Here is an 18,663-nt window from a genome sequence, read left to right as displayed (position 1 = left end):
CCCAGAGAGCCGAGCATCTTGCGTGGATGCGGGGTACTAGAGGGCTCTACGCCGTACTTCCCGGAGGCCTCTCGTGAACTCGTTCGTGCACAAGACCCTGGTGGTGGAGCTCCAGGCGGGCGACGCGGACCGCTTTCCCGTACTCGCCCACCTGAGCTACGACCCGTCCGACCCGTTCGCCGTCACCATCGTCTTCAGCCACGACGGCCGCGTCCTCGCGCGCTGGCAGCTGGACCGGGAGATGGTCACCGAGGGGCTCACCCGCCCGGTCGGGCTCGGGGACGTGCGGCTGCGTCCGGAGTCCCGGGGCGTGGGGCGGGAGCTGCGGATGGAGTTCCTCGGCGAGGCGCACGCCGACGGCGGCCGGCACCACGCGGTGGTGTTCGCCTGGGCCGAGACGGTCGGCGAGTTCCTGCACGAGACCCGCAGGCTGGTCGCGCCGGGGTGCGAGGAGGTCCGGGTCGACGACTTCCTCGCGGACGTCCTCGCCGGGAGCTGAGGCCGGGCCGCGGGCGGGCGGCCCGGGCCCGCCCGCCGTCACCGGGTCGTGTGACGGTGCCGGGTCCACATCGGCAGCCCGAACCAGCACAGCAGGTACCAGCACACCACTCCTGCGACCAGGTACGGCACGGAGTCGTCGTCGGTGGCCACGCGCAGGATGAGCAGCAGCGAGGCGCTGGTGGTGGCGAGCAGCAGCAGCAGGCCGAGCAGGGTGAGCCGGGAGGCCCACCGCACCGCCTGCGGTTTGATGCGCCGTCCGGAGACGAGGCGGTGCAGTGACACCGGTCCGATGAGGGCGCCGGTGGCGCAGGCGCCCAGCACCACCGTCACGATGTAGATGGCCTGGTCCGTGTCGGACAGGGTGGCGTACGTCGGGGTGAACACCACGGTCAGCAGGAATCCGAACAGGATCTGCACGCCCATCTGGGCGACGCGGACCTCCTGGATGAGCTCCTGCCACATCCGGTCCGCTCTCTCCTCCTCCGTCTCGTTGCGTCCCCTGCGCCTGGTCTCGCCCCGCTCCGCGTCCGACACGGGTGCCTCCCGGGTGTGCGTCGTCCATACGTCCCACGCCGGGTGCCCAGAAAGCCGCCGTCCTCCCCCGGCCGGCCGCGTCCGGGCCGTTACCAGCGGCTCTCCACCTGGGCCTTGATCCGCCGCTCGTAGAGGTCCCCGATCGCCGTGAGCGTCGCCCCGGACAGCTCCGGCAGCCGGGCGGCGGTCGCGTTGGCGCGGGCCTGTTCGGGGGAGCGGGCGCCGGGGATGACGGTGGTGACGCCGGGCTGCTGGATGATCCAGCGCAGCGCCAGCTGGGCGGGGGTGTACCCCTCGGGGGCGAGCGCGGCGAACTCGGCGGCGGCCTCGACGCCGGTCGCGTAGTCGACGCCGGAGAAGGTCTCGCCCTGGTCGAAGGACTCGCCGTGCCGGTTGTAGGTGCGGTGGTCGTTCTCCGGGAAGACGGTGTCCTTGGTGTACTTGCCGGACAAAAGTCCGGAGGCCAGCGGGACGCGGGCGATGATGCCGACGCCGGCCGCGCGGGCGGCGGGCAGCACCTCGCGCAGGGGCTTCATGCGGAACGGGTTGAGGATGATCTGCACGCTCGCCACGTTCGGCCGGGCGATCGCGGTGAGCGCCTCGGCGCAGGTCTCCACGCTGACGCCGTAGGCGGCGATCCGCTCCTCCTCCACCAGGGTGTCGAGGGCGTCGAACACCTCGTCGGTGGAGTAGACGGGGGTCGGCGGGCAGTGCAGCTGCACCAGGTCGAGGCGGTCGACGCCGAGGTTGCGGCGCGAGCGGTCGTTCCAGGCGCGGAAGTTGTCCAGGACGTAGTTCTCCGGGATCTGGTCGACCCGGCGGCCCATCTTGGTGGCGACCAGCACGTGCAGGTCGGGCCGCCCGCTCAGGAAGGAGGCGATGGTCTGCTCGCTGCGTCCGTCGCCGTAGACGTCGGCGGTGTCGAAGAAGGTGACCCCCGACTCGGCCGCGGTCTCCAGGACCGCGAGGGCTTCCTTGTCGTCGACGTCGCCCCAGTCCGCCCCGAGTTGCCACGTGCCGAGACCGACCACGGAGGCGTGCTGACCAGACCTGTCGAATGTGCGCTCGTCCATGGCGTCAGTCTGTCATCCGCCGGGACCGGCCGGCGCGCCGCTCCTCCCCCGGACGGCGCGTCCCACGTGCGGGTCAGGCCGCCCGGGCGCACTCGGGGTGGCCCCAGCCCTTGTCGTTCCTGGCGATGGGCTCACCGGCCGCGTAGGACCGTCCGCACGGGCAGCGGCCGGGGAACTTGGCCTTGATCGTGCGGGAGGAGGCGCCGCCGCGCGCCCGGGACGCCTTGGCGCCGCCGGATCCGCGCTTCGCCGCGCCGCTCGGTCCGCGCTTCGCCGCGCCGCCGGCCGGGCGGTCCGGGGCGGGCGGCGGTTCGGGCGAGCCCTGCTCGCTGCCGGCGTTCTCCTGCGCGGTGGCGGCCTGGCTGGCGGCGCGGTCGGCGAAGTCGTTGAGCCGGTCGCCGTCGACCTGGTGGGCGGGGACGTAGCGGAACTCGACCGTGCGGTTCTGCAGGAGGTCGTCGATGCGGACGACGAGTTCCTGGTTGGCGACGGGCTTGCCGGCCGCCGTGCGCCAGCCGTTGCGCTTCCAGCCGGGCAGCCAGGTGGTGACGGCCTTCATGGCGTACTGCGAGTCCATCCGCACCTCGAGCGGTACGGCGGGGTCGGTCGCCGCGAGCAGCCGCTCCAGGGCGGTGAGTTCGGCGACGTTGTTGGTGGCCCTGCCGAGGGCCCCCGCCTCCCAGCGGACCGGCGTCTCGGACGCATCGGCGACCACCCAGGCCCAGCCGGCGGGCCCGGGGTTCCCCTTCGAAGCCCCGTCGCACGCGGCGACAACACGTTCACGCATATGCTCGATCATGCCATGGCCGGGCGGGGTGTCCGGCCGGGGGAAGCCCCGCTCAGTCCGCGTCGGTCGTCCTCGGCACGTCGCCCACGGGCTTCGTGATGTCGATCACCGAGAAGTGCGCGCCCTGGGGGTCGCTGATCCCGGCGAACCGCCCGAACGGCGTGTCCATCGGGCCGAACCGCAGCAGCCCGCCCCGCGCGGTCGCCCGGGCCACCGCCTCGTCGCAGTCCCCCACGGCGAAGTAGACGTTGATGTAGGGGGGCATCTCCGGCGGGAAGTCGTCCGTCATCCTCATCCGGCCGAGGACGCTGCGCTCCCCCAGGTCGTAGACGCGGAAGTCCTCGACGCCCTCGAGCCGCCTCGGGCGGTAGGAGAAGACGGCGGGGAAGAACGCGTCGGACTTCTCCGGTTCACGGGTGAAGACCTCCGCCCAGCAGTACGCGCCCGGCTCGGCGACCGCGCCGAAGCCCTCGTGCGTGCCGGCCTGCCACAGGCCGAAGAGGACCCCGCCGGGGTCGCGCGCCAGGCACATGGTGCCGAGGTCGCCCACCCGCATCGGCTCCATCAGCAGCTCGCCGCCGTTGTCCCGGATCCGGGCGGCGGTCGCCGCGGCGTCCCGCGCCGCGAAGTACAGGCACCACTGCGAGGTGCCCTCCTGGCCGGGCATGGGCGGTACGACGGCCGCCACCGGTCGGCCGTCGGCGTAGGCCTCGGTGTAGTCCCCGAACTCCGACGACGTCCCGCCGAAGGTCCAGCCGAGGACGTCCGCGTAGAAGCTCTTGGCTCCCTCGATGTCGTTGAACATCGCATCGGCCCAGCAAGGGGCCCCTTCGGGTGGTACGGCCATGGCTGCGGCCCTCCGGACAGGCGATCGGTCCGTCTCCTCACGCTAGCCATCCCGACTCGCGCCCGCGCGCCGAGCGGCCGTCCCGCCCGGGGGGCCGGGGCGGGGCCGCCGCGGGCCCCGCCGTCCGGCCCGGCCGTCACTCGCCCGCGTACGCCTTCTCCAGGGCGGCGATGTCGATCTTGCCCATCGCCATCATGGCCTTCAGGGCGCGGTCCGCCTTCCGGGTGTCCGGGTCGCTGATCATCTCGGTCAGCCGCACGGGGTTGACCTGCCAGGACACACCGAAACGGTCCTTGAGCCAGCCGCAGGGGCCGTGTTCGCCGCCGCCCTCGACGAGCTTCTCCCAGTAGTGGTCCACCTCGGCCTGGTCCTCGCAGTCGAGCTGGAAGGAGATCGCCTCGGTGAACTGGAACTGGGGCCCACCGTTCAGCGCGACGAACCTCTGTCCGTTGGCCGTGAACTCCACGGTGAGCACGGAGCCCGTGGTGCCGTACCCGGACTCGGTGTACCGCAGGACGCGGCCGACGCTCGAGTTCTTGAAGACGGAGACGTAGAAGTCGGCGGCCTCCTCGGCCCGGCCGTCGAACCAGAGACATGTGGTGAATCCGTCGGCGCTCATGGCTACCTCCTGGGTGGGAACGCGGTCAACAGTGGTGACCGGTCCGCTCCCCGGGACTCATCGGTGGGCGGCGGAACAACCCGGATGGCGGCACCACGTGTCGCGCCTGCTCCTCCCCGCCGAACTCCGGATGCCGCTGCGGCACCGGGCGCAACACACGGAGAACCTGGTGGTGGGTGATGTCCGGGCGTTCTCCCGCCAGTCGCGGGAGGAGCGGACCGGCTGAGCGCGCTCTGCCCGTGGCGAATCTGCCACGGGCAGAGATCTCCCCGCCCGCCCCGCCGGCCCGTCGACAGTGGAGGAACGCGGTCGTCCCGGCCGCGTTCCGACGAGCGACCACCAGGAGCGCCCATGTCTCCACGCACCGCCGGCCCGTGGCCGGCCGTACTGCCCCGGGCCGAGGAGGGCGAGACCCCGCCGAACCGGTTCGACGACCACCTCGCCGCGCAGCTGCTCGCCCAGCGGATCGTGCTGCTGGGCACCCAGGTCGACGAGGTCTCCGCCAACCGGGTCTGCGCGCAGCTGCTGATCCTGTCCGCGGAGGACCCGCGCACCGACATCGCCCTGTACATCAACAGTCCCGGCGGATCCGTGCACGCGGGGCTGGCGATCTACGACACGATGCGGCTGATCCCCAATGACGTCTCCACCCTGGCCATGGGCTTCGCCGCCAGCATGGGCCAGTTCCTGCTGTGCGTCGGCACGCCGGGCAAGCGCTACGCGCTGCCGAACGCGCGCGTCATGATGCACCAGCCGTCGGGCGGCATCGGCGGCACCACCGCCGACATCGAGATCCAGGCGGCGAACCTGGACTTCACCAAGCGGACCATCGAGCGGATCACCGCCGAGCACACCGGACAGACCCCGGAGACCATCTCCCGGGACGGCGACCGGGACCGCTGGTTCACGGCCGAGCAGGCGCGGGAGTACGGGATGGTCGACCGGGTGGTGGAGTCGCTCGACGACGTCCGCCCGGCGGCGACACGACGCAGGATGGGGCTGCAGTGATGGGGACGTACACGATTCCGAACGTCGTCGAGCGCACCCCGCGGGGCGAGCGGTCCTACGACGTGTTCAGCCGGCTGCTGTCGGAGCGGATCATCTTCCTGGGCACGGAGATCGACGACGGGGTCGCCAACGTGGTCATCGCGCAACTCCTGCACCTGGAGTCCGAGGCCCCGGAGAGCGAGATCGCGATCTACATCAACTCGCCCGGCGGCTCGTTCACCTCGCTGATGGCGATCTACGACACGATGACGTTCGTCCGGGCGCCGATCTCGACGTTCTGCGTCGGGCAGGCGGCCTCCACGGCGGCCGTGCTGCTGGCGGGCGGCGACCCGGGGCGGCGGTTCGTGCTGGAGCACGCGCGGGTGCTGCTCGGGCAGCCGGCCTCGGGCGGGGCACGGGGCACCGCGTCGGACCTGTCGCTCCAGGCCAAGGAGATGGTGCGGATCCGCTCCCAGGTGGAGGAGGTGCTGTCCCGGCACACCCGGCACGACGTGGCGACCCTGCGCGCGGACATGGACCGCGACAAGGTGTTCACCGCCCAAGAGGCCGTGGTGTACGGCCTGGCGGACGAGGTGCTGGCCCGGCGCCTGACGGGGACGTGAGGCGGCCGGGCCAGTCGGCGGACGGAGGTCAGGCGGCCAGGCACAGCCCGTTGTGCGCGGAGCCGGACACGCCCCGCCCCGGGGCGGCCCGGTGGCCGGAGCCGGTGAGCCGGCCCGCGCCCACCCGGCGCCCGGCGCTGGTGACGCGGACCAGCTCGCCGTGGACCCGTGACAGCAGGTCCCCGAGGCCCAGGCCGAGCGCCTGGGCGGCGGCCGCGAGGACCTCCGACGACGCCTCCTTGCGGCCCCGCTCCACCTCCGAGAGGTAGGGCATGGAGATGCGGGCCGCGTCGGCGACGTCCTTCAGCGTCCGCTCCTGGGCGAGCCGCTCCCGGCGCAGCACGTCGCCGACCAGGTCCCGCCACAGGGGCTCTCTGGCCGTGGGGTCGGGGGTCCGGGCCGGCGGGGCCTGGCCGGGTCGCAGGGGGATGACGGGGGCGTGGTCGGGCGCTTCACTGGTCACCTCCTCAGCCTAGGAATTCCGGTCCCGGGGGGAAGGGAGCGGCGTTCCGCCCTGAGTGAAGCACCCGTGAGGCACGGCCCGCCCGGCGGCCCGGCAACGCGCCGACACGGCCCGGGACCCGGCCCGGGCTGCCACGCCCGCCTGCGCCCCGTACCATCGGTCGTAGGAGTGACGACCGATGCGCACCGCGTCCTCCGGCCGTGGGAACACGGTGCGAATGTGTCAGCGTGACCTGGGTACCCGGATAGCCGGTACAGCTCAGGCACAGGTCAGCCGTGACGTCCGTGGGGAGAGGCAATGGAGACCGCCGTGATCCGGTCGCAGGCGCACGACGAGCACACCGAAGCCGGGACGGTCGGCGGAAGCCGGGGGGACGTGGTGGACCCGCGCGCCGTGGCCCCGCGCGACGCCCGGGAGCTGTCACGGCAGTTCTTCCGCCGCATGGCGGAGCTGGAGGAGGGCACGCGCGAGTACCAGTACGCGCGCAACACCCTCATCGAGATGAACATGTCCCTCGTACGGTTCGCGGCCGGGCGGTTCCGCGGCCGGGGCGACGACATGGACGACATCGTGCAGACCGGCATGATCGGGCTGATCAAGGCGATCGACCGGTTCGAGCTGTCCCGCGAGGTCGAGTTCACCTCCTTCGCGCTGCCGTACATCGTGGGCGAGATCAAGCGCTTCTTCCGTGACACCACGTGGGCCGTGCACGTGCCGCGCCGGCTCCAGGAGCTGCGCGTCGAGCTGGCCAAGGCCCGCGAGGAACTCGCCAGCCGGCTGGACCGGGACCCCACGGTCGCCGAGCTGGCCACGCTGATGAACCTCACCGAGCAGCAGGTCGTCGAGGGGCAGATCGCGGCGAACGGGTACAACTCGTCGTCCCTGGACGCCGCCCTCACCGGTGACGGCCCCGAGGGCGGCGAGTCCGTCCTCGCCGACTTCATCGGCGTCGAGGAGGAGGGGCTGCGGCTCGTCGAGGACTTCCACGCGCTGGCCCCCCTGATGGCCGAACTCAGCGAGCGTGACCGGGAGATCCTCCACATGCGGTTCGTGGAGGAGGCCACCCAGGCGGAGATCGGCGAACGCCTCGGCTGCTCCCAGATGCACGTGTCCCGTCTGATCAAGCGGATCATCTCCCGCCTGCGTGAGGGCATGCTCGGCGAACTCGGCTGCGCCTGACCTCCGGGGCCGGCCGCCCCGGTCTCACCCGGCGCCGAGGCCGATGACCGCCCGCACGCGCTTGCCGACGGGCACCCGTTCCACGTCGACGCGCAGGGCCAGCGCCTGGACGATCTCCAGTCCGTGCCGGCCGACGCGCCGGGGGTCGCGGGGGAAGACGCGGGGCAGGGCGGCGCTGCTGTCGTAGACCATCACCGTGAGCGAGGCGGCCGTGCCCTCCAGCTCCAGGATGTACGGTCCGCCGCTGTGCCGGTCGGCGTTGGTCACCAGCTCGCTCACCACCAGGAGCACGGCGCCGTCGGCCCGCTCGTCGATCTCGGCGCACCACTCGGTCCTGAGCTGCTCGAGGAAGTGCGCGGCGAAGGCCCGCGCGTCGGCGATGCAACCCGGCTCGCCGGTGAAGTGTGCCGCCCGCCGCAGCGGTTCCACGGGCACGTCGAAACCAGTCGGTATCACTGCCCCGTCCAGGTGATAGGTCATGCGTTTCTTTCTGCGAAGCCGGCAGGCCGGACGATCTGCACCAGTCCTGGTACCCCGAGTCCCGCCGCGCAGTCCACCTGATCGGTGTGCGGCCTCGCGGGGCGGGGAACCCGGGTTCCGCCGGGTTCGGCGGAAGGGCGGGCCATGAACGGACTGACGGCGGTGCGGAGCCTGACGACGCTGCCCGTGGTGACGCTGGGCGGGGACTGCCTGGCGCATGTGAAGGACACCGTCTTCGACCCGTCCGCCCGGCGGATCGCGAGTTTCACCCTGACCGGCCGGACCCTGCTGTCGGGCCCCCTGCCGCGGGATCTGCCCTGGCCGGCGGTGCACTGCCTGGGGCGTCACGCGGTCATGGTCCGCGACGAGGGGGCGCTGTTCGACCTGCCCCTGTCGGTGGCGCGCCGTGACGCCGTGCGCGGGCGGCTGCTCGGGGCGCAGGTCCTGACCGACGACGGCGACGCGGTGGGCACGGTCCTGGACGTGCTGGTCGAGGGCGGCACCAGCGGCCGGCTGGTCGCCTTCCGGCTCGCCGCGCACCGGGAGCTGGTGCACGGCTCCCGGCACCGGCGGCACCGGGTGTACGTGCCGCGGGGCGAGGCCCTGAGCGTCACCGGCCGGACGCTGGTGATCCCCGCGCACGCGACCACGTACGTCACCGACGACCTGCCGGGGTTCGTGGCCCGCGTCGGCGCCCGGCACGACCGGAGGGGTGTGGCGTCGTGATGCTGTTCTCGCGGGTGCGCGGGCTGCCGGTGCTGACGCCGGGCGACGCGGAGCGTCTGGGGGTGGTGCGGGCCCTGACGGTCGACGCGGCGCACGGGAGGGTCACGCACGTCCGGATAGGGCGCGGGCGGCTGCGCAGGGAGGCCGTGGTGGCCTGGGGCGCCCTGCGTGCCGTCGGCCCGGACATGCTGATCGTGCGCCCGTCCGGCGGTCCGGCAGGGGCGCCGCCCCATCGTGACCTGCTCGGCAGCAGGGTGCTCACGGAGTGCGGCGAGGAGCGGGGCACGGTGCTCGACGCCGCGTTCGATCCGCTGACCGCCCGGATCGGGACGGTGCTCACGACGTCCGGCGAGCTGCCGGCCGGCCGTCTGCTGGGGCTCGGCGACCACGCGCTGGTGATCCGCACCGGGCATGCGCACCACCGGGTCTGAGCGACGCGGACGGACCTCCCGGCGGGCGGTGGCCGCCGGGGCTGCTTAGCGTGCAGAGGTGAGCTCACGCACCTCTTCCGGCCGTCCGGTCGCCCGCCACGGCTGGGCGCAGGCCCTCGTCACGGTACTCGGCGCCCTGATCGCCATGGGCGTGGTGGCGGTGCTGGGGCTGTGGGCGGCCGGTGCCACGGAGCTGCCGGGCGGTGCCTTCCCGCAGGTGGTCGCGGCGACCGTGGTGACGGCCGTCGGCGGGAGGGTCGAGCTGTCGGGGGACGCCGGCGGTCTGGCCGGCACGGAGGGCGGCCTGACGGTGATCCCGCTGTCCGTCACCCTCGTGGGGGCGCTGGTCATCGGCCGGGGCTTCCTGCGCCCGCTGCGTCACCGGGCGGTGGCGGGAGCGCCCGAGCTGGCCGGGTGGGCCGCGCGGATCGCCGCGCTGTGGCTGCTCGCGCTGCTCGCTCTGGCACTCGCCGCGCGGCACACGTTCGAGATCTCCCTCGGGGACGGCCCGCTCGGCGACCTCGGTGACCTGTTCGGGCTGGCGCCCGTGGTCGGATTCTCCGCCGACGTGCCGGTGAGCGTGCTCATCGGCCTGGTCTGGCTGGCGGGGGTCCTGGTGGTGACGCTCATGGTGTCCCGCGGCGCCCCGCTGCCCGCCGGGCTGCTGCGCTTCCAGACCTCGGTGCGTCCGGCGGCGCGCGCGATGGTGCGGCTGCTGCTCGCCTGCGTCGTCATCGGCCTCCTCGTCGCGCTGTTCGTCGCGGCCACCCGGGGCCACGCGGTCGAGACGTTCGCCGTGATCCTGCTCGGGCTGCCCAACGTGGTCTGGCTCGCCCTGACGGTCGGGTTCGGCGCCACCTGGGACGGCAGGGTGGAGGGGCCCTTCGGGCTGCCCATGCCGCGGGTGCTCGACGAGGTGCTGCGCACACCGGACGTCTCCACGCTGAACCTGGGCACGCTCGTCGAGCACGACGGCCGGAAATGGTGGTGGCTGCTGGTGGTGGTCGCGGTGCTGCTGCTGGCCGCCGCGTTCGTGGCGGCGGCCCTGTCCCCGCCGCGGATCCGCGCCTGGCAGCACGCCGTGCACATGGCGGTGGCGCTGGCCCTGACGGTGCTGATGATCTGCCTGATGGCCCGGATCTCCGCGCGGATCGGTCTGTCGGTGCTCGGCATCGGTGACCTGGGCGAGGGGTTCTCCGGGCAGGTGCTGCTGAGGCCGCGGCCGTGGAGCACGCTGGGGCTGGCCCTGCTGTGGGGTCTGGTCACCGGCTTCGCGGGGGCGTTGCTGGCGCGCCGGGTGCGGCGCGGGGGCGACGCCGGCGGGGCGGACACCGCGCGGCGCGGGGGCGCGACGGGCCGCTGAGCCGGGCCGGGCGCCGTCAGGCGACCGGGACGCCGAGCACCCGGGCGGCGCGCTGGATGCGCAGGGCGTCCACGGATTCGGCCAGCAGTTCGTACTCCGTGGTCTCGTCGCCGGTGGCGACGCGCACCATCCGTCCGGCGGCGAGCGCCTCGGCCACCTCCTCCTGCCGTGCGGCGTCGGCGCACCAGGTGCGCAGCACGGCGGGTACGTCGGGCACGCCGTCGGGGACGGGAACGAGCGCGCCCGGCGGTAAGTGCTCGGCGTCGGGCCGGGGGTCGAGGCGCTCGGCGATCCAGGAGGCGCGGTCGCGCAGCCACCACAGGGCGAGGGCGAGCGTGGGTGCCCGGTAGGTGCCCAGGGGTACGCCGATGCGCCGGCCGTCACAGACTCCGTAGGCCGTGACGTGGCACAGGAATTCGTCGTGCACGTTCCCTCCCCCGCTGCGTTGCCCGCCTGTCGAGACGGGCCGGCTGCCCGTCCGTGGCGCGCGTGCTGTGCGTGAGGGCGCCGTCGCGCGGTGTGAAGCGCTCTCGCTGTCGAGTATGTTCACCGCTGAAACACTGTCACCATGTGTTTCCGGCCAGTCTCCTGGCATATTCACGGCCGGGCCTGGCCGAAAACGGTGCGGGGTGTGCGCGAGGGGCGGACGGTTCGCCTCCGGCCGCCGGACCGGACGTGCTCACGGACGACGCCGGGAGCCCGGTCCGTGCCGTGGACGGCTTCCGGACCGGGTGCCCGAGGGAGGCGTGACCCCCGGCGTCGTCCGCGGGGCTACTGCTTGACGACCGCCTCGATGCGGGACAGCTCGTCGTCGGAGAAGTCGAGGTTGCGGATGGCGGTCACGCTGTCGGTCAGCTGCTCGGGGCTGCTCGCGCCGACCAGGGCCGAGGTCAGACGGCCTCCGCGCAGCACCCAGGACAGCGCCATCTGCGCCAGGGTCTGGCCGCGCGACGCGGCGATCTCGTTGAGCGTGCGCAGCCGGCCCACCAGCTCCTCGGTAAGGGCGTCGGTGTTCAGGAAGGGGCTGTCGCTCGCGGCCCGGGAGTCCTCGGGGATGCCGTCGAGGTAGCGGGCCGTGAGCAGGCCCTGCTCCAGCGGGGAGTAGGCGATCGAGCCGACCTGGAGCTCGTCCAGGGCGTCCATCAGGCCCTCGTCCTCCGGGCGTCGGTCGAGCATCGAGTAGCGCGGCTGGTTGATCAGCAGCGGGGTGCCCAGCTCGCCGAGGATGCGGGCGGCCTCGCGGGTCTGCTCGGCGGAGTAGTTGGACACGCCGACGTACAGCGCCTTGCCCTGCTGGACCGCCGAGTGCAGCGCGCCCATCGTCTCCTCCAGCGGAGTCTCCGGGTCGAAGCGGTGCGAGTAGAAGATGTCGACGTAGTCGACGCCCATCCGGGTCAGGCTCTGGTCCAGGGAGGACAGCAGGTACTTGCGCGAACCCCACTCGCCGTACGGGCCCGGCCACATCAGATAGCCCGCCTTGGTGGAGATGACCAGCTCGTCGCGGTACCGGGCGAAGTCGGTGCGCAGCGCCTCGCCGAGGGCGGTCTCGGCCGCGCCGGGCGGCGGTCCGTAGTTGTTGGCGAGGTCGAAGTGGGTGACGCCGAGGTCGAAGGCGCGGCGCAGGATGGCGCGCTGGGTCTCGGCCGCACGGCCGGGACCGAAGTTGTGCCACAGGCCGAGCGAGAGCGCGGGCAGCTTCAGGCCGCTGCGTCCGGTGCGCCGGTAGGGCATGTCCGCGTAACGGTCGGGGTGTGCGGTGTACAACGCGACTCCAGAGGTTGGCACACGTCTTGGCGGTTCCGTTGAACCGCTGGTCCACTCTGTCGTGACCTGCGGGCAGTGGTCCAACAGAAGAATCCGATGGAATTCAGCGGATACGCTTCTCAATCATGGAACTGCGTCACCTCCAGCACTTCGTCGCCGTCGCCGAGGACCAGCACTTCACCCGCGCGGCGGAACGGCTGATGGTCTCCCAGTCGGGCCTGTCCGCGTCCATCCGGGCCCTGGAGCGCGAGCTGCAGACGCCGCTGTTCGTGCGGACGACCCGCAGGGTGACCCTCACCGAGGCCGGGCGGGCGCTGCTGGCGGAGGCCGAGCGCATCCTGGCACAGGTGCGGGCTGCGCACGAGGCGGTGGCGGCGGTGCAGGGCGTCCTGCGCGGCACCCTGGCGGTCGGCTCGGAGCAGTGCATCGCCGGGGTGCACGTGGCGGAGCTGCTCGCGGCGTTCCGGCGGCGGCACCCGGACGTGGAGATCCGGCTGCGGCAGTGGGGGTCGGCGGCGCTGGCCGAGGAGGTCGCGGCGGGACGGCTGGACCTGGCCTTCGCCTACCGCACGGAGGCGGACCCGGAGCAGCTGCGGTGCGTGCCGCTCACCAGCGAGCCGATGACCGTGCTGTGCCATCCCGGCCACCCGCTCGCGCGGGCCGGGGCGCCGGTCACACCGCGTGACCTGGGCGAGGAGGTGTTCGTCGACTTCCACCCCGACTGGGGTCCGCGCCGCGCGACCGACGCCGCCTTCGCCGCCGCGGGCGTACGGCGCACGGTGGCGCTGGAGGTGAACGACGTGCACAGCCTGCTCGACCTGGTCGACGAGAACCTGGGCGTCGCCGTGGTGCCGCGGCACTTCCGGCACAAGCGCGAGGCGCTCACCGCGCTGCCCCTGAAGGACACGGCCGACGCGGCGTACGAGACGGTGGCCCTGGTGCCGTCACCGCGGGCGATCAGTCCGGCGGCCCGGGCGCTGATGGCGCTGCTGGACCACGGGGGCGCGTGAGGGGCCCGGATGCGCGAGGGTGGAACCATGCATGCCAAGGACATCCTCATCGACGGCTTCGGCCGCGTCCGGGAAGAGGTCCACGCCGCCGTCGAGGGCCTCGGCCCCGACGGGCTGAACGCCCGGCCCGGCCCCGCCGCGAACTCCGTCGCCTGGCTGGTCTGGCACCTCACCCGGGTCCAGGACGACCACGTCGCCGACGCCTTCGGACTCGACCAGGTGTGGCTCGCCGAGGGCTGGGCGGGCCGCCTCGGTCTCGGCCTGCCCCGCCACGACACCGGGTACGGCCACACCTCGGCGAAGGTCGCCAAGGTGCGGGTCGACGCGGGCGAGCTGCTGACCGGCTACCACGACGCGGTCCATGCCCAGACCCTCGGCGCCCTGCGCGCCCTGGCCGCGAAGGACCTGGAGCGCGTCGTGGACGAGGGCTGGGACCCTCCGGTGACGCTGGGCGTGCGGCTGGTCAGCGTCCTGTCCGACGACCTCCAGCACGTCGGACAGGCCGCCTATGCGCGGGGGCTGGTTCGGAGCACGGACGTGTAGCCCGGCAGCACGACGTCCCGGAGGAGGGCGTTGCGCTCGTCGAACGGCAGGAAGGCGCTCTTCACCGCGTTCACCGTGACCGTGCGCAGGTCCTCGACGGTCCAGCCGGCCTGCTCGACGAGCAGGGACATCTCCCGGGTCATGGTGGTGCCCGAGACGAGGCGGTTGTCGGTGTTGAGGGTGACGCGGAAGCCGAGGTCCTTGAGCGCGGTGATCGGGTGCCCGGCGATCGAGTCGGCGGCGCCGGTCTGGAGGTTGGAGGTGGGGCACATCTCCAGGGCGATCCGGCGGTCGCGGACCCAGCCGGCGAGCCGGCCGAGCTTGCCGGCCCCGAGGTCGGGGATGTCGTCGGTGATGCGCACGCCGTGGCCGATGCGCTGGGCGCCGCACACCTGGAGGGCCTGGTGGATGCTGGGCAGCCCGTGCGCCTCACCGGCGTGGATGGTGAAGGGCACGTTCTCGCCGCGCAGGTACGTGAAGGCGGCCAGGTGGTCGGCGGGCGGGAAGCCGTCCTCGGCGCCGGCGATGTCGAAGCCGACGACACCGGCGTCCCGGAACGCCACGACCAGGTCGGCGATCTCCCGCGTCCGGTCGAACATGCGCATGCCGCAGAGCAGCGTCCCGACCCGCACCGGAGTCCCGGCGGCGGCCGCCTTGGCCATGCCGGCCGCGAGCCCCTCCTGCACGGCCTCGACGACCTCGGGGAGGGTCAGCCCGCCCCGGGTCATCAGTTCCGGCGCGTAGCGGACCTCGCCGTAGACGACTCCGTCGGCGGCCAGGTCGAGCACGTACTCCTCGGCGGTGCGCAGCAGGCCCTCGCGGGTCTGCATCACGGCGAGGGTGTGCTCGAAGGTGCCTATGTAGCGGACCAGGTCGCCGGAGCCGGCCGCCTCGACGTACCAGGCGGCGAGCGCGTCGGGGTCGGTGGTGGGCAGGGTGTGGCCGACCGTGTCCGCGAGTTCCACCAGGGTGGCGGGACGCAGTCCGCCGTCGAGGTGGTCGTGCAGCACGGCCTTGGGCAGCCGGCGGAGGGTGTCGGCGTCGATGCGGGGCGCGGTCATGGGTGGTGCGTTCCTCGGTGCTCGGATCGTGATCGTGGGGTGCGGGGTCAGTCGGCGGGCTGGAGCAGGTCCCAGCGGTTGCCGTACAGGTCCTGGAAGACGGCGACGGAGCCGTACGGCTCGTGGCGCGGCTCCTCCAGGAAGGTCACGCCGGCGGCGGTCATGCGCGCGTGGTCGCGAGCGAAGTCGTCGGTGTGCAGGAAGAAGCCGACGCGCCCGCCGGTCTGGTCGCCGACGCGGGCGCGCTGCGCCTCCCCCTTGGCACGGGCGAGCAGCAGGGCCGCCCCGGTGTGCCCGGCGTCCGGTTCCACGACGACCCAGCGGCCGCCGTCGGGGCGGGGCGCGTCCTCGGCGAGCCGGAAGCCGAGGGCCTCGGTGTAGAAGCGGATCGCCTCGTCGTAGTCGTCGACGACGAGGGTGACCAGGGCGATACGGCTCATCGTGACCTCTCGAAGGGGGATTGACGGGAGAGGTTATACGTAAAACCACCGGGTCGCCAACCCCGCTCGGCGGTCTCCTGTTCAGCGCGTCCCGTCCGGCCGGCCGGGTCCGGCGGCGCCGAGGCGCGGGGCGCCGGCGGCCACGTCGCCCATGAGGCGGGGGGCGCCGGTACCGGGGGCGGCGGGGACGTGCCGGCCCCGGCGCGGGGGCCGGGCACGACCGCCGCCGGGCCGGGGGCCTTACGGGAGGGTGTAGGTGTTGAGGGCGGTCACGGCGGCCGCCGGGTCGCCGAGGTCGTAGCGGTCCACGGCGAGGTAGGTGGGCTTCTTGCGGGCGGCGGGCTGGCAGAAGCGGCGGGCGCGGTCGGCGAGTTTGCCGTTGTCCGTGCCGGCCGTGCCGGCGGTCGGGGTGTCCCGGAAGTGGTTCATGACGAACAGCGGGCGGAACCCGGGCTCGGTGCGGGTCAGCGGGATGTTGGTGTTCGCGTCGTACCAGCGGCTGTAGCAGGACCAGTCCGAGGCGCCGACGCCCGGACCCATCGACCAGTGGTTCTCGACGGTCCACTCCCGCTGGTACATCACGCCGAAGCTGTCCCGGGTCAGTCCGGCGGACTGGTCGGCGGCGCGGCTGTGGTCGGTGAAGATCAGCAGTCGCTGTCCGGCGGCGGCCAGCTGCCCCATGGTGGGCCAGCCGTTCTCCCGCACTCCGCTGCGGTCGGGGCGGTAGAGCACGTCCGACAGGCCCTGCACACGCGCGAGTTCGGCGCGCAGGACGCCCGGGTCGACGTAGTCCTCGAGGAAGACGGTGACGAACTGGTCGGGGTGGGACCGCAGGAAGTCGACCATCCGCTGGAGGTCGACCCACAGGGCGACGGGCCGGCTGACCAGGGTGCAGCTGTTGTGGCAGAGGATCGCGCCGTCCGGGGTCTGGTGGATGTCGAGCATGAAACCGCGGACGCCGTCGGCGAGTTGGCGTTCGATGCCGCGGTTCTGGTTGGGGAAGAGATTGACGAAGGGCGGGGCGAAACCGCCGTCGACGCCGTTGGCGTAGGCGTTGTGGGCGGTGAGGAAGGTGACCTGGTCCAGGGTGCGGGTGTCCTGTGGCGGCATGGGCCGTGTGACCGGGACGACCGGAGTGAGGTACCAGGTGGCGAGGTCGCCCGTGCCGGTGCCGACGGCGAGCGGGGCGGGGTGGTTGGCCCCGGCGGGTTTCGGGGCGACGGTGAGGCGGCGGTCGGTGCCGGGGGCGGCGAGCGTGAACCGGTCGGGGCCGGCGGGGGTGATCGCCCAGCGCGCCTCCGGGGTCGTGCAGGCGACGGTGCGGGCCTGGTCGCCGGCGCGGCCGAGGCAGGTGCCGGGGCTGTCGGTGTTCTCCAGGAGGTGCGACGCGCCGTCGGCGCGCAGGGTCCACTGCTGGTGGTCCTCGTCACCGCGCGGTCTGTGCTGCTCGACGGCGCCGGCGGCGTCCGCGGCGTTCAGCCCGGTCGTCGCGCTCTGCACGTAGTACGTGCCGGGGGCCGGAACCGTGCCGGCCCCTGCCGCGGGTGCGGGGGCCACGACCGTCGCGGCCAGCGCGGCGGCCGTGACGGTCGTGGTGAGCAGGGCGTGGGGGGTGCGCATGCTGGTTGCCCTTCGTCCGAAGGAGGGCCCGCGCACCTGCCGTGCGCGGGCCGGGACCCGACGAGTTTTAAGTCAGGTGCATGACACCATGCCCCGCGGTCGGGCGTCAGCAGTACAGGTTGCCGCCGGGTGACGTTCCGAGGATCTGGGTGAACTGCTGGTACTTCGTCACGCGGCTCTGCACCTGCGCCGGGTTCCTGCCGTCGCACTCCAGCGAGCCGTTGATGCTGCGGATGGTCTGGCCGAAACCGGCCTGGTTGACCATGGCGTTGTGCGGGGTCATCGTGCCGGGGCCGGACTGGGTGTTCCAGTACCACAGGGCGGTCTTCCAGGCGACGGCGGAGTCGTTCTGCACGAGCCAGGGGTTGTTGAGCAGGTCGATGCCGAGCGCGTCGCCCGCCGCCTTGTAGTTGAAGTTCCAGCTCAGCTGGATCGGCCCGCGCCCGTAGTAGGCGGCCTGGCCGGCCGGACAGCCGTAGGGCTGACTCCAGTCGCAGTAGTGCGGGTAGTTGGCGGTGTTCTGCTCGACGACGTGCACCAGCCCGCCGGTCTCGTGGCTGACGTTGGCCAGGAACGCGGCGGCCTCCTGCTTCTTGATCGTGTCGCCGCCGGTGGTGGCGAAGGCGGGGTAGGCGCTGAGGGCGGCGGTCAGGCCGCTGTAGGTGTAGAAGGGGTTCCGGTTCGGGAACATCTGGTTGAACTGCGCCTCGGTCACCACGAAGTTCCCGACCGGCGTCCCGGGGCCGTTGTCGCAGGCGTACGGCTCCCAGTACCAGGTGCTGATGATCGGGTCGTAGCCCGGGTTGGCGTGCTCGGCGATGTAGGCCCTGCCGTCGGTGTAGCGCACGATGTCACCGGCGTTGTACCACTTCCCGGCCACCCAGTTCGGGTAGCTGGAGCACGCGGCGGCGGAGGCAGCGGAGGCGGTGGCCGCGGGGAGCAGCACGGGGGCGCTGCCGGCGAGGACGAGGGCGGCGGTCACGGCGGCGACGCGCCTTCTCGGCGATCTTCTCGACAAGGGATCGACTCCTTCGCGGAACAGGGCCGCTCCCCGGCGAGGACACGCCTGGGCGGGGCCTCGCCCGCACGCGCCGGCGGGACCGGTCACGGCAGTGGGGGGCGGCCGAGGTGGGGGGTGCCGAGCACACTCAACCGCTTTGGTCTGTACCAGTCAAGGGTTTAGACCAGTCAACTGTGCCTTGCCGCCGTGGAGTTCGGTCCGCGAAAGGGCCCGGGAAGGTCACCGAGCCGTCGGCCGTGCCGCGTTCGGGCGAGGTGACACCGTCCGCGCGCCGAGGGGCCGGGGGTGACGTCGCCGCCGGACTTCAGGGGTACGGTCCACTCGGTGCGCGTCGGTGCCGCCGGGCTTCGGGGGTCATGCCCACCCGTGCCGTCGGTGCCGCCGGGCGGTGCGTCAGTCGGCGTCCCGGGGCGTGACGATCACCAGGAAGGCGTCCGACCTCAGGTCCATGACGACCGTCGCGGGCTCGCCCTCGGCGCGGCGCCGGGCCGCGTACTCCTCCGCCGGCCACGATCCGCGCGGGGAACCCGCGGGGAACCGCTTCAGCACCTTCGCTCCGGTCACGGTACTCATGGGGGCGGACACCTCCGG

General features: G+C 73.0%; 24 protein-coding genes. 10 read left to right on the top strand and 14 right to left on the bottom strand.

Annotated elements, in window-relative coordinates:
* Positions 1-73 precede the first annotated feature (73 nt).
* A complete protein-coding gene (locus FHX78_RS33185; protein WP_145871032.1) occupies positions 74-499 on the top strand; it encodes an SsgA family sporulation/cell division regulator in 426 nt (141 codons plus the stop codon).
* A 38-nt stretch (positions 500-537) separates the two neighbouring features.
* Here FHX78_RS33185 and FHX78_RS33180 read toward each other — a convergent pair whose 3' ends face one another.
* The 5 genes from FHX78_RS33180 to FHX78_RS33160 form a co-directional block, all read right to left on the bottom strand.
* Positions 538-1,035 (bottom strand): DUF6328 family protein, encoded by a 498-nt coding sequence (locus FHX78_RS33180; RefSeq protein WP_145871031.1) that lies wholly within the window; start codon positions 1,033-1,035, stop codon positions 538-540.
* Positions 1,036-1,124: 89 nt separating this feature from the next.
* On the bottom strand, positions 1,125-2,108 hold the full coding sequence (locus tag FHX78_RS33175) for an aldo/keto reductase (protein WP_145871030.1): 984 nt from the start codon (positions 2,106-2,108) through the stop codon (positions 1,125-1,127).
* 73 nt (positions 2,109-2,181) lie between these two features.
* Positions 2,182-2,907, bottom strand: a complete 726-nt coding sequence (locus FHX78_RS33170; RefSeq protein WP_145871029.1) for a ribonuclease H family protein — start codon at positions 2,905-2,907, stop codon at positions 2,182-2,184.
* A gap of 40 nt (positions 2,908-2,947) precedes the next feature.
* Entirely contained in the window at positions 2,948-3,742 is a 795-nt protein-coding gene (locus FHX78_RS33165; protein WP_145871028.1) for a VOC family protein, read from the bottom strand.
* Between the two features lie 136 nt (positions 3,743-3,878).
* A complete protein-coding gene (locus tag FHX78_RS33160) occupies positions 3,879-4,361 on the bottom strand; it encodes a VOC family protein (RefSeq protein ID WP_145871027.1) in 483 nt (160 codons plus the stop codon).
* A gap of 97 nt (positions 4,362-4,458) precedes the next feature.
* On the opposite strand from FHX78_RS33160, the gene FHX78_RS37995 reads away from it, so the two are divergent.
* From FHX78_RS37995 to FHX78_RS33150, 3 genes are all read left to right on the top strand, one after another.
* Positions 4,459-4,587 carry a hypothetical protein gene (locus tag FHX78_RS37995; protein WP_268257213.1) on the top strand — a complete coding sequence of 43 codons (129 nt, stop codon included), beginning with the start codon at positions 4,459-4,461 and terminating at the stop codon, positions 4,585-4,587.
* Between the two features lie 125 nt (positions 4,588-4,712).
* Positions 4,713-5,369, top strand: a complete 657-nt coding sequence (locus FHX78_RS33155) for an ATP-dependent Clp protease proteolytic subunit (RefSeq protein ID WP_145871026.1) — start codon at positions 4,713-4,715, stop codon at positions 5,367-5,369.
* A complete protein-coding gene (locus FHX78_RS33150; RefSeq protein ID WP_145871025.1) occupies positions 5,369-5,971 on the top strand; it encodes a ClpP family protease in 603 nt (200 codons plus the stop codon). Before FHX78_RS33155 ends, FHX78_RS33150 begins: the two co-directional genes overlap by 1 nt.
* A gap of 28 nt (positions 5,972-5,999) precedes the next feature.
* Here the strand turns inward: FHX78_RS33150 and FHX78_RS33145 are convergent, their stop codons facing one another.
* Positions 6,000-6,434, bottom strand: coding sequence for a helix-turn-helix domain-containing protein (locus tag FHX78_RS33145; protein ID WP_145871024.1), 435 nt, complete (start codon positions 6,432-6,434; stop codon positions 6,000-6,002).
* Between the two features lie 297 nt (positions 6,435-6,731).
* Between FHX78_RS33145 and FHX78_RS33140 the strand changes: the two genes are divergently transcribed.
* The gene (locus FHX78_RS33140; protein WP_145871023.1) at positions 6,732-7,613 is read left to right on the top strand and encodes an RNA polymerase sigma factor SigF; all 882 of its coding nucleotides are present in this window, start codon (positions 6,732-6,734) and stop codon (positions 7,611-7,613) included.
* A 24-nt stretch (positions 7,614-7,637) separates the two neighbouring features.
* Here FHX78_RS33140 and FHX78_RS33135 read toward each other — a convergent pair whose 3' ends face one another.
* Positions 7,638-8,093: an ATP-binding protein gene (locus FHX78_RS33135; RefSeq protein WP_145871022.1), complete on the bottom strand. Its 456-nt coding sequence runs from the start codon at positions 8,091-8,093 to the stop codon at positions 7,638-7,640.
* 144 nt (positions 8,094-8,237) lie between these two features.
* Between FHX78_RS33135 and FHX78_RS33130 the strand changes: the two genes are divergently transcribed.
* Genes FHX78_RS33130 through FHX78_RS33120 form a run of 3 tightly spaced genes read left to right on the top strand, consistent with a single transcriptional unit; the run spans position 8,238 to position 10,613 of the window.
* Positions 8,238-8,819 carry a PRC-barrel domain-containing protein gene (locus tag FHX78_RS33130; protein WP_145871021.1) on the top strand — a complete coding sequence of 194 codons (582 nt, stop codon included), beginning with the start codon at positions 8,238-8,240 and terminating at the stop codon, positions 8,817-8,819.
* Complete coding sequence (locus FHX78_RS33125) at positions 8,819-9,250, top strand: PRC-barrel domain-containing protein (protein WP_145872274.1); 432 nt, start codon at positions 8,819-8,821, stop codon at positions 9,248-9,250. Before FHX78_RS33130 ends, FHX78_RS33125 begins: the two co-directional genes overlap by 1 nt.
* A 58-nt stretch (positions 9,251-9,308) precedes the next feature.
* A complete protein-coding gene (locus tag FHX78_RS33120) occupies positions 9,309-10,613 on the top strand; it encodes a streptophobe family protein (protein ID WP_145871020.1) in 1,305 nt (434 codons plus the stop codon).
* 16 nt (positions 10,614-10,629) lie between these two features.
* Here FHX78_RS33120 and FHX78_RS33115 read toward each other — a convergent pair whose 3' ends face one another.
* Together FHX78_RS33115 and mgrA are read right to left on the bottom strand one after the other, a co-directional pair.
* Complete coding sequence (locus tag FHX78_RS33115) at positions 10,630-11,040, bottom strand: hypothetical protein (protein ID WP_145871019.1); 411 nt, start codon at positions 11,038-11,040, stop codon at positions 10,630-10,632.
* A gap of 344 nt (positions 11,041-11,384) precedes the next feature.
* On the bottom strand, positions 11,385-12,377 hold the full coding sequence (gene mgrA, locus FHX78_RS33110) for an L-glyceraldehyde 3-phosphate reductase (RefSeq protein WP_145871018.1): 993 nt from the start codon (positions 12,375-12,377) through the stop codon (positions 11,385-11,387).
* A 125-nt stretch (positions 12,378-12,502) separates the two neighbouring features.
* On the opposite strand from mgrA, the gene FHX78_RS33105 reads away from it, so the two are divergent.
* Both FHX78_RS33105 and FHX78_RS33100 read left to right on the top strand, forming a co-directional pair.
* Entirely contained in the window at positions 12,503-13,387 is an 885-nt protein-coding gene (locus FHX78_RS33105; RefSeq protein WP_145871017.1) for a LysR family transcriptional regulator, read from the top strand.
* Positions 13,388-13,414: 27 nt separating this feature from the next.
* Complete coding sequence (locus FHX78_RS33100; RefSeq protein ID WP_145871016.1) at positions 13,415-13,930, top strand: mycothiol transferase; 516 nt, start codon at positions 13,415-13,417, stop codon at positions 13,928-13,930.
* Here the strand turns inward: FHX78_RS33100 and FHX78_RS33095 are convergent.
* The 5 genes from FHX78_RS33095 to FHX78_RS33075 form a co-directional block, all read right to left on the bottom strand.
* Positions 13,894-14,991, bottom strand: coding sequence for an adenosine deaminase (locus tag FHX78_RS33095; protein ID WP_145871015.1), 1,098 nt, complete (start codon positions 14,989-14,991; stop codon positions 13,894-13,896). The two genes, FHX78_RS33100 and FHX78_RS33095, sit on opposite strands and share 37 nt — an antisense overlap.
* Positions 14,992-15,038: 47 nt before the next feature.
* Positions 15,039-15,431, bottom strand: a complete 393-nt coding sequence (locus tag FHX78_RS33090; protein ID WP_145871014.1) for a VOC family protein — start codon at positions 15,429-15,431, stop codon at positions 15,039-15,041.
* A gap of 240 nt (positions 15,432-15,671) precedes the next feature.
* Entirely contained in the window at positions 15,672-17,051 is a 1,380-nt protein-coding gene (locus tag FHX78_RS33085; protein ID WP_145871013.1) for a phosphoinositide-specific phospholipase C-related protein, read from the bottom strand.
* Positions 17,052-17,157: 106 nt separating this feature from the next.
* Positions 17,158-18,069 carry a glycoside hydrolase family 19 protein gene (locus tag FHX78_RS33080; protein ID WP_145871012.1) on the bottom strand — a complete coding sequence of 304 codons (912 nt, stop codon included), beginning with the start codon at positions 18,067-18,069 and terminating at the stop codon, positions 17,158-17,160.
* A gap of 396 nt (positions 18,070-18,465) precedes the next feature.
* On the bottom strand, positions 18,466-18,645 hold the full coding sequence (locus tag FHX78_RS33075; protein WP_145871011.1) for a hypothetical protein: 180 nt from the start codon (positions 18,643-18,645) through the stop codon (positions 18,466-18,468).
* Positions 18,646-18,663: the final 18 nt, after the last annotated feature.

Origin of the sequence: Streptomyces capillispiralis, assembly GCF_007829875.1 — a bacterium.
GTDB classification, from domain to species: domain Bacteria; phylum Actinomycetota; class Actinomycetes; order Streptomycetales; family Streptomycetaceae; genus Streptomyces; species Streptomyces capillispiralis.
This window is presented reverse-complemented; position numbering and strand designations above follow the sequence as displayed.

Bases quoted from the DNA above. Each gene is read 5' to 3' on its own strand.
- FHX78_RS33175 (WP_145871030.1), bottom strand. From the start codon at position 2,108: ATGGACGAGCGCACATTCGACAGGTCTGGTCAGCACGCCTCCGTGGTC.
- FHX78_RS33140 (WP_145871023.1), top strand. From the start codon at position 6,732: ATGGAGACCGCCGTGATCCGGTCGCAGGCGCACGACGAGCACACCGAA.
- FHX78_RS33105 (WP_145871017.1), top strand. From the start codon at position 12,503: ATGGAACTGCGTCACCTCCAGCACTTCGTCGCCGTCGCCGAGGACCAG.
- FHX78_RS33170 (WP_145871029.1), bottom strand. From the start codon at position 2,907: ATGATCGAGCATATGCGTGAACGTGTTGTCGCCGCGTGCGACGGGGCT.
- FHX78_RS33125 (WP_145872274.1), top strand. From the start codon at position 8,819: ATGCTGTTCTCGCGGGTGCGCGGGCTGCCGGTGCTGACGCCGGGCGAC.
- FHX78_RS33090 (WP_145871014.1), bottom strand. From the start codon at position 15,431: ATGAGCCGTATCGCCCTGGTCACCCTCGTCGTCGACGACTACGACGAG.
- FHX78_RS33085 (WP_145871013.1), bottom strand. From the start codon at position 17,051: ATGCGCACCCCCCACGCCCTGCTCACCACGACCGTCACGGCCGCCGCG.
- FHX78_RS33155 (WP_145871026.1), top strand. From the start codon at position 4,713: ATGTCTCCACGCACCGCCGGCCCGTGGCCGGCCGTACTGCCCCGGGCC.
- FHX78_RS33075 (WP_145871011.1), bottom strand. From the start codon at position 18,645: ATGAGTACCGTGACCGGAGCGAAGGTGCTGAAGCGGTTCCCCGCGGGT.
- FHX78_RS33165 (WP_145871028.1), bottom strand. From the start codon at position 3,742: ATGGCCGTACCACCCGAAGGGGCCCCTTGCTGGGCCGATGCGATGTTC.
- FHX78_RS33130 (WP_145871021.1), top strand. From the start codon at position 8,238: ATGAACGGACTGACGGCGGTGCGGAGCCTGACGACGCTGCCCGTGGTG.
- FHX78_RS33095 (WP_145871015.1), bottom strand. From the start codon at position 14,991: ATGACCGCGCCCCGCATCGACGCCGACACCCTCCGCCGGCTGCCCAAG.
- FHX78_RS33150 (WP_145871025.1), top strand. From the start codon at position 5,369: ATGGGGACGTACACGATTCCGAACGTCGTCGAGCGCACCCCGCGGGGC.
- FHX78_RS33160 (WP_145871027.1), bottom strand. From the start codon at position 4,361: ATGAGCGCCGACGGATTCACCACATGTCTCTGGTTCGACGGCCGGGCC.
- FHX78_RS33135 (WP_145871022.1), bottom strand. From the start codon at position 8,093: ATGACCTATCACCTGGACGGGGCAGTGATACCGACTGGTTTCGACGTG.
- FHX78_RS33100 (WP_145871016.1), top strand. From the start codon at position 13,415: ATGCATGCCAAGGACATCCTCATCGACGGCTTCGGCCGCGTCCGGGAA.